Here is a 7,421-nt window from a genome sequence, read left to right as displayed (position 1 = left end):
GGCAAAACTCAAACCCGGAGTCTCGCTCACGCTGGATAAAAGTTGGGGGCAACGTCAGCAGCAGCCCGCACCGCGCGGATGGCCCGCGTCAATTGACCCTCATCGGCACCCGCCCGGATCACGCCGTCGCCCACTACGATTTCAAGGTCCGACTTGGTGGCAGCCGGCGGCGCTGTCGTCGCAGTGTCATTCACCACCACTTCGGCGAAGGCTGGCAAAGCCACACCACAAAGCCTTCAGGCACCACCAGTTGCCCCGTCAGCAACTTCTTGCGCCAATCGTAAACCTGCGAGCGCGTCGTGCCATGCTGTCGCGCGACATCCGCTACTGTCACCCCGGGCATCATGCGTTCTGCACCGATCCGCCCGCTCAGCCTCACTGCGCTGACGTCGACCGCTGGGAGCCTCGATCACGTTCAGCCGGAAACCCCGTCAATTCTTGAGCCGTCCAAATGGACGCCCATTTTGCCGTCTATTTCCAAAATCCAAACCCTCCGCCACGTACATGCGCGCAGAATGGCCGGATCAGATCAGAAATGGCAGAAGGAGGGCGGCGTTGCGCTTACGTTTCCACACGGTCTGGGTGGTTTTTGGAATGCATACATGCGCATAAAATGCCATACAGAATATTATCCTGGCTAAGTGTGGAAAACAGGAACAGTTGATCTTTTAGGTGTACGCTCCTTGGCATGCCCTTTGTCAACAGTAACGTTTCCGAACAGAATCGAGAACGGCAGGGGTGGCGCTCCAAGAATACTCAGATAGGTATCGGGCATATGCTGATGCAGGGTTTCCAAGACATAGGCGATGGGGCCAGTCTTGCTTGGATCCTGAACCTGGCCTGTTAACTGCTCAGACTGACCTATTGCTGCGTAATTGTATCCGCCAAGTTTCAACCGCAACCATGCAAGCAACAAGAAAATCTTCACGAGGAATCCGCCTTGTGGATTTGGAAAAAAGAAATTGCGCGTCGCCAAAACGTTATTCCAGCCGTAGCTGACCGAATCCAATGTGTTGTAGATGCGTCGAACCTTGCCGCTGAGCGGAGTGTCAGATGCAAACAGCTCTGCAAATGCTTTATTTCCCGGTGTCAGACCGGCGAAACTAGTGATGTTGATGGATCGAGAAGGGTCGTTTTTGGAAAGTTTGAGCGCCAGAACTGGCGCCAAAGTCCCTCCAAGGCTGTGCCCAGTGACACAAAGAACAACATCTTGAGGAAGTTTCGCAACTGTCTCTTCTATCGTCAAACCGTTTGCGCCCACTAGCGCAATCAGATTGCTGAAACCTGTGTTTGTCCCATTTGAAATTTTAGCGTTTCCACCGCCCGGCCAGGCCTGCATTGGACCGAACGGGCTGTCTTGTTGGCCATTCTCCCAATAGATTGGAGAAAACGGATTTGGATAGGTTCCCCGGATCGCCAAAACAGCCATTCCGCTGGATTGATCCAAAGCTATATAGGCCAGATTGTCCGGGTTTTCGTCTTCAGCCGGAGTCCAGACAACGGCCCAATCCGTTGATATTTGCGGCGACTCCTGAACATACCGTGGGATGTTTTCGACGGCACCATATGCTATACCCGCAAAGGTCATTAAAGTGGCGTCATCTATGGGGGAACCCGACATGTACGTTGCCCTTTCAAGACAGACCTTTTTCAATTGCCTTGAGCCAGGCGCCATCAGGTTCTCCGGTGACGGAGTTGACATCCGCCGACAGGTTCCAAAGCATCATTCCGCCTTTTGGGCCCGCGCTTGGGTTCCATGCTGCGAGTTCTTCGGTATCCTTCAAGGACGTCCCCTGAGTGATCGGCCCAACTTTGTCCGATTTGACGCCGATCCAGATTTTTCCCGGCGGAATCACCGCAGCATATTCTTCCACAAGCTCTTTCATGGCGTCCAGTTCGCGGAAATAGGCCATCGTGCTGATGCCGGTCAGCTCCTCATTAAGCTCGGCGATCACATCTTTGTCGCGGTTAAAAATATAGGTGTCCAGCGTCAGGATTTTGTTCGGCATCGCTTTGCGCATGGCTTTCACCGTGTCTACGAAGGGCTGGCCTGGGTTGGAATTCAAATCCTCATTGTCGATGTCAAACCCATCCAGTCCCCAGTCGTTTGCAACATAGGCAAGCCAGCTTGCAAATGCTGCCGGATCGGTGATCCCGTCATTCCAGCCCACATCAATGGGAGACGGGGTGCCGATGAGGGACAAAATGATCTTGGTGTCTGGACTATTTGCCCGTATGTCAGCGATTCCAGCCCTGATCTTGTCCTCACTATTAGATTTTTGCAAAAAACCGTTGCAAGTAACGTTGCCGGGAAAAAGGTTGGAGAACGCCAACGCGACAGTGTCAACATTGCTGGGCGTCGCGCCAAGCAGTGGACCTTGATCCTGACCACCAGACGGCACATAGCCGAGCCAAAAAGCCCTTATCGTTTGATTTGCGGTAGTCATATTAAGGTTCCGCTGGCAGCGGGAACACCATAGACCGATGCCGTGATCACAGAATCTTTGAGCGGATTGGGTCCAGTATAATAGACAAGTCTCTGGGTTGCGGTGGCAATAATGGAACCGCTGGGTGCGCCTTCCAATCGCACGGTGCCGCGCCATCCAGTTCCAGCTTGCGGCAGAAGCGTTGCATCTAAATCTGCTCCGACAAGTCCGGGAATACATTGCACGCCATAGATCAGGGTTTGGCCTGCAAAAATCGTTTGTCCAAGAAATCCACGCCCGGTCGATGCAAAAAACTGCGAATATATTCCAACATTACCTTTTGCATCAATCATTTGTGCCTGAAGCGCCCTCTGGCCCAGCCCTTGCGTAAAGTCAGTCGTTTCATTGAAAATTAGGTTGAAATTGACTGAATTCCCAGAGACCAAAGACATTTGCACGAAATATCCTTGAACAAGAAACGGATTCTGCGGGCCCGATGGAATAATCTGTGTTGGAACGAGGTTTTGTGCGAGAATCTCACAAGACGAAATATAAGCCATTGCTGTCTCCAAGAATGAGTAAAGGGGCTAAATTGTAAGTGTCGATTCGAAGAATTTTTTGAGTATTCTTTATCTCTAATTTCAGATTAGACTTACGAACTGTCAACAGAAAAAAGTCGTACAAAATCATAAAAAATTATTCATTTTATATGTCCAGTAATATATTAATATCAGTGGGATCGTATATATCTTGAATCAATGTGCTGTGGTTGATAAGATTTTTCGCACCAAAATTGTGAAAGATTAATTCAGTGAAACCACTGCGATTACTGCTTTCGCTCGGCTGTGGTGCACAAATTCAGGAGGGATTCATGTCGTGAAGCCAGTGTGGTAGCTGGCCCGCATGAGCAAACCGACATCACCGACCTACAAGACGACGAACTGGGATGGTTATAATGCGGCGCTGAAGCGCCGCAGGTCACTGACGATCTGGTTCGACCCCGAGATGGACTGGGATGCCGAACCTTCCGGAAAGAGGGGCAGACCGCGGACCTTCAGTGATGCCGCGATCCAGACTTGCTTGACCATGAAAGTGCTTTTCGGGATGGCGCTTCGCCAGACGACTGGGTTTGTGGAAAGTCTTCTGCGACAGACGGGTCTGGACTGGCCCGTGCCTGACTTCAGCACCACCTGCCGACGGCAGAGGATGCTTGAGGTCAACATCCCGTATCGCGGCTCGAAAGGCCCGCTACATCTTCTGATCGACAGCACCGGCATCAAGGTCGAAAGGGGAAGGCGAGTGGAACGCCCGCAAGCATTGCGGCCCAAAACAAAGTGTCTGGCGCAAAATCCACATTGGTATCGATGAGCGAACACTGGAAATCAGAGCCGTCGAGATCACGGGCAGCGTTGCGAGGGCTTTCCTTTCGTGTTGCTGCTGAGGGTGGAGCTTGGTGCCCTCCTTCCGCCGTTGGGCTTGGCCTCCCCAATCTGATCTGGCGAAAACCATGTTTTCGGCGGAATAGAGGGGGGAGGGCGAAGCCCGACCCACGGGCCTGACACGGACAGTCAAAGGATCGCAGACAGGGGGGGCGGCCCGCAGGCCTTGGGCCGAGGACACGGCCCCTGTCGGAGACGACGCGCAGCGGCGCTTGTCTTTTGACTTTCGGGGGCAGGTCTGTTGGGCGGACCAACTCATGAAAAATGCCAGGGTGGGGGTGGGGGTGGGGGTGAGCGCGGGCCAGAGCCCGCGCCGATCCCCTGCCCTGACTTTTGGGTCATGTGAGCCGCGCGCCCGCGCGGCTCCCTGCTGATCCGTTGCCCGGCATCGCACGCATGCGTGAGAGGGTGGTTGGGCAAGGACATGACCTGGCTCGCACAGCCTGACGGCAGCCCCGGCCGGCCTGCGGTGTTCTCGGATGATGCAATCCAGTTTTGCCTGGCGATCAAGGGTGAAGGGCGTCCCGGAATTGGTCCGGGGACCAATTCCGCCCTGAAAGGGTGGAGCCCCGGGCAAGTTCAAGCTGCCGCTCCGGCACACAACAGGGATGGTGGCCAGCCTGCTGAAGATGGCTGACCTGAACTGGGCTGTGGCCGACTACACCACCTTGTGCCGACGGCAGAAGACGTTGGGCGTCCAGATTCCGTATCGCTGCGCCGTTGGCCCCTTGAACCTGCTCGTCCCCTCTCTGGACATTGCTACGCGATGAACTGTCGAGCAAGGGACAGCACCGGGATCAATTTCTCGGTGATGGCGAGTGGCAGGCCCGAAAGCACGGCGTTCAGGGCCGACGCAGATGGCCCAAGGTGCATCCGGCAATGGATACCACCACCTCGGACATCCGGGCGGTAGAATTCACCCCCAGCAGCGACGGCGACAGCCCGGTCTTGCCAGAGCTGCTCGGTCAAATCCCCGAAAGCGAAGAGATAGGCACGGTGACCGCTGATGGCACTTATGATAAGCGCCGCTGCCACACCGCCATCATAGACCGCCAAGCCACAGCGATCATCCCGATCCGCAAGAATGGTCGGTCTTGGAAGGAAGCCTGTCCAGCAGCCCGAACACGAAACCAAATCCTGCACGCCCCTCGACGCTATGGACTGGCGTTCTGGAAGCGCTGGACCGGATACAAGTTCCGAAGCCGCATTAAGGCGAAGATGCGGTGTCTAAAGGCCTTCGGCGAACGCAGAGCCGCAAGAGACCCGGACCGCCAAGCCGCCGCAATCCAGATCCGCGTCGCACTCATCAATCGCTTTAAGGCACTCGGCACCGCCGAAATCGTTCGCGTGGCGTGAGCCCAATGGGGAAAGGGGCTGTCATGCCTCAAGCGTGAATTGCGCAACAACGCCTCTACGACCGAAACCGTTGAAAAATGGGAGTATTGCCAATTCGTCAGTGCGAAATCATCCAAGGTCGCTTGCTCGGGAAGCTTTTTGATCCGTCGGGGCGCACCAGAGTTTTCGAGCTGACCTTGGCACCCGACGAACAGCAGCCGCACCCCGGCCCGTGCGCCGAGGAGCGTTTGGGGCTGTCGGCACTGCGTTCGTTGGTCTCGAACGCGGTACGACGCTCGGAATTCATCCCGGCGATGCGCGGGGCGGTAATCAGAACGCGCGGAGCGTGTTGTTCGTAGTGGGGGCAGTCGGAGGGCTCAGCGAAATTTGCAAGCGATGCAAAGGCGGTGAAGGGTCCGCAGTCGCCGCACCAGTAGTCGTAAAAGGGCATGTCACAGGCTCCTGTATCAAAAGACTGGCGGACCCGTTTCGGGACCGCCAAAGGATTTACAGATCCGGCGCCATCGGCATGTCGACCGAGCCGTCGAGGTATTTGGTCGGGCCGTTGGCGTTCGGCATCATGTCCCATTCAAAGATGTCATTTGGCAGCCACAGCGTGGCGCAGGCGTTTGGAATGTCCACGACACCTGAAATATGGCCCTGGATCGGCGCGGTTCCGAGGATTGAATAAGCCTGCGCGCCAGTGTAGCCAAACTTCTTGAGGTACTCGATGGCATTCAGGCAAGCCTGACGATAGGCCACGTTCACGTCGAGGTAATGCTGTGCGCCCGTCTCATCCACCGAAATGCCTTCGAAGATCAAGTAGTCGTCATAGACCGGTTTGATCTGTGAGGGCTTGAAGATTGGGTTCTTCACTCCATACTTGGCCATCCCGTCCTTGATCACCTCGACCTTGATGTGCAGCCAGCCCGCCATCTCGATCGCACCGCAAAATGTGATCTCGCCATCACCCTGGCTGAAGTGCAGATCGCCCATCGAAAGGCCGGCGCCGTCCACATAGACCGGGAAGTAGATCTTGCAGCCGCGGCTGAGGTCCTTGATGTCGCAATTGCCGCCATGTTCGCGCGGCGGCACGGTGCGCGCGGCCTCCATCGCGGCCTTTTCGCGGGCGTCGCCCTTCATGGCGCCCATGTGCGCGCTCTGGGTATTCGGAAGTTCGGCGAGGGGTGGCACCCGATTGGGGTTGGTCGCGACCAGTTTGCTTTCGCGGGTGTTCCACATGTCCAGCATCGCACGGTCCGGCAGGCGGCCGATCAGGCCCGGGTGGATGAGACCTGCATATTTCACACCTGGCACGTGGCGCGATTTGGTGAACATGCCGTCGAAATCCCAGATAGATTTTTGGGCCTGCGGGAAATGATCCGTGAGGAACCCGCCGCCATTCTTCTTGGAAAATAAGCCGTTGAAACCCCAGTTCATCTCTTCGACCGCGCCGATATCCAGGATCTCGACCACCAGAAGGTCCCCGGGCTGCGCGCCCTTGACCCCTATGGGGCCAGAGAGGTAGTGTACTTGCTGAAGTTCTACGTCCCGCACGTCTGACGCGTCGTCGTCATTCTTGATCTGTCCGCCGGTCCAGTCGTATGTTTCGATCCGGAAATCGTCGCCGGGTTCGACCCAGACATTGATGGGGATGTCGGGATGCCAGCGGTTGTGCACGTTTTCATTGGTGTGCGGGCTCTCGCTCAGGTCCACCGAAATCAACGTATCAGTCATGGAATGTCCTTTCTTTCTGGTTGGTAAGAAATTCAAACGGATAGGAATTTAGACACTGTTGCCTCGTCCAGCCCGGCGCGGGGGGCGTCATGCACAAAGGTGCCGTTCTCGATCACGATGACCCGGTCCGCCACATCCAGTGCAAAGCTGAGCACCTGTTCGGACACGACGATGGTCAGCCCCTTCTGATCGCGGATCTTGCGCAGGGTGCGTGCCATGTCGCGGATGATCGACGGCTGTATGCCCTCGGTCGGTTCGTCCAACAAAAGGACCTTGGGGTTGGAGGCCAGTGCCCGCGCAATCGCGAGCTGCTGCTGCTGTCCGCCCGACAGGTTGCCACCGCGGCGTGACCTCATCTCAAGCAGGACAGGAAACAGCTCGTAGATGTCGCCTGGCACCTTGCTGGTTCCGGTGACGGTAAGGCCGGTTTCAATGTTTTCCTGCACCGTCATCGACGAAAAGATCATCCGCCCCTGCGGCACAT

The 7,421-nt window shown here is 56.1% G+C and carries 8 protein-coding genes and 2 pseudogenes; 2 read left to right on the top strand and 8 right to left on the bottom strand.

Going from position 1 to position 7,421, the window contains the following annotated elements; translation table 11 throughout:
- Positions 1-26: 26 nt before the first annotated feature.
- From P775_RS27510 to P775_RS27950, 5 genes are all read right to left on the bottom strand, one after another.
- The gene (locus tag P775_RS27510) at positions 27-224 is read right to left on the bottom strand and encodes a hypothetical protein (protein WP_143520833.1); all 198 of its coding nucleotides are present in this window, start codon (positions 222-224) and stop codon (positions 27-29) included.
- Positions 191-343 (bottom strand): transposase, encoded by a 153-nt coding sequence (locus tag P775_RS29760; protein WP_425439889.1) that lies wholly within the window; start codon positions 341-343, stop codon positions 191-193. The genes P775_RS27510 and P775_RS29760 overlap by 34 nt, the downstream gene beginning before the upstream one ends.
- Positions 344-637: 294 nt before the next feature.
- A complete protein-coding gene (locus tag P775_RS06360) occupies positions 638-1,621 on the bottom strand; it encodes a lipase family protein (RefSeq protein WP_180287352.1) in 984 nt (327 codons plus the stop codon).
- Positions 1,622-1,634: 13 nt separating this feature from the next.
- Positions 1,635-2,447 (bottom strand): EndoS/ChiA family endoglycosidase, encoded by an 813-nt coding sequence (locus P775_RS06355; protein WP_180287351.1) that lies wholly within the window; start codon positions 2,445-2,447, stop codon positions 1,635-1,637.
- Positions 2,444-2,986, bottom strand: coding sequence for a hypothetical protein (locus tag P775_RS27950; protein ID WP_180287350.1), 543 nt, complete (start codon positions 2,984-2,986; stop codon positions 2,444-2,446). The genes P775_RS06355 and P775_RS27950 overlap by 4 nt, the downstream gene beginning before the upstream one ends.
- A 343-nt stretch (positions 2,987-3,329) precedes the next feature.
- On the opposite strand from P775_RS27950, the pseudogene P775_RS06350 reads away from it, so the two are divergent.
- Both P775_RS06350 and P775_RS06345 read left to right on the top strand, forming a co-directional pair.
- Positions 3,330-3,834 (top strand): annotated as a pseudogene (locus P775_RS06350) (IS5 family transposase); the annotation flags it as partial.
- Positions 3,835-4,211: 377 nt separating this feature from the next.
- Positions 4,212-5,221 (top strand): annotated as a pseudogene (locus P775_RS06345) (IS5 family transposase); the annotation flags it as partial.
- Between the two features lie 97 nt (positions 5,222-5,318).
- On the opposite strand, the gene P775_RS06340 reads toward P775_RS06345, so the two are convergent.
- The 3 genes from P775_RS06340 to P775_RS29755 are packed head-to-tail and all read right to left on the bottom strand — an operon-like array spanning position 5,319 to position 7,419.
- A complete protein-coding gene (locus P775_RS06340) occupies positions 5,319-5,651 on the bottom strand; it encodes an FmdB family zinc ribbon protein (protein ID WP_099910196.1) in 333 nt (110 codons plus the stop codon).
- 56 nt (positions 5,652-5,707) lie between these two features.
- Positions 5,708-6,937, bottom strand: a complete 1,230-nt coding sequence (gene fmdA, locus P775_RS06335) for a formamidase (protein ID WP_099910195.1) — start codon at positions 6,935-6,937, stop codon at positions 5,708-5,710.
- Between the two features lie 32 nt (positions 6,938-6,969).
- Entirely contained in the window at positions 6,970-7,419 is a 450-nt protein-coding gene (locus P775_RS29755; protein WP_425439887.1) for an ATP-binding cassette domain-containing protein, read from the bottom strand.
- Positions 7,420-7,421: the final 2 nt, after the last annotated feature.

Source organism: Puniceibacterium antarcticum (genome assembly GCF_002760615.1).
GTDB classification, from domain to species: Bacteria; Pseudomonadota; Alphaproteobacteria; order Rhodobacterales; family Rhodobacteraceae; genus Puniceibacterium; species Puniceibacterium antarcticum.
Note: the sequence above shows the minus strand (reverse complement) of the source record. Positions and strands in the feature narration are given on the sequence as shown.

Bases quoted from the DNA above. Each gene is read 5' to 3' on its own strand.
- P775_RS06360 (WP_180287352.1), bottom strand. From the start codon at position 1,621: ATGTCGGGTTCCCCCATAGATGACGCCACTTTAATGACCTTTGCGGGT.
- fmdA (WP_099910195.1), bottom strand. From the start codon at position 6,937: ATGACTGATACGTTGATTTCGGTGGACCTGAGCGAGAGCCCGCACACC.
- P775_RS06355 (WP_180287351.1), bottom strand. From the start codon at position 2,447: ATGACTACCGCAAATCAAACGATAAGGGCTTTTTGGCTCGGCTATGTG.
- P775_RS06340 (WP_099910196.1), bottom strand. From the start codon at position 5,651: ATGCCCTTTTACGACTACTGGTGCGGCGACTGCGGACCCTTCACCGCC.
- P775_RS29760 (WP_425439889.1), bottom strand. From the start codon at position 343: ATGCCCGGGGTGACAGTAGCGGATGTCGCGCGACAGCATGGCACGACG.
- P775_RS27950 (WP_180287350.1), bottom strand. From the start codon at position 2,986: ATGGCTTATATTTCGTCTTGTGAGATTCTCGCACAAAACCTCGTTCCA.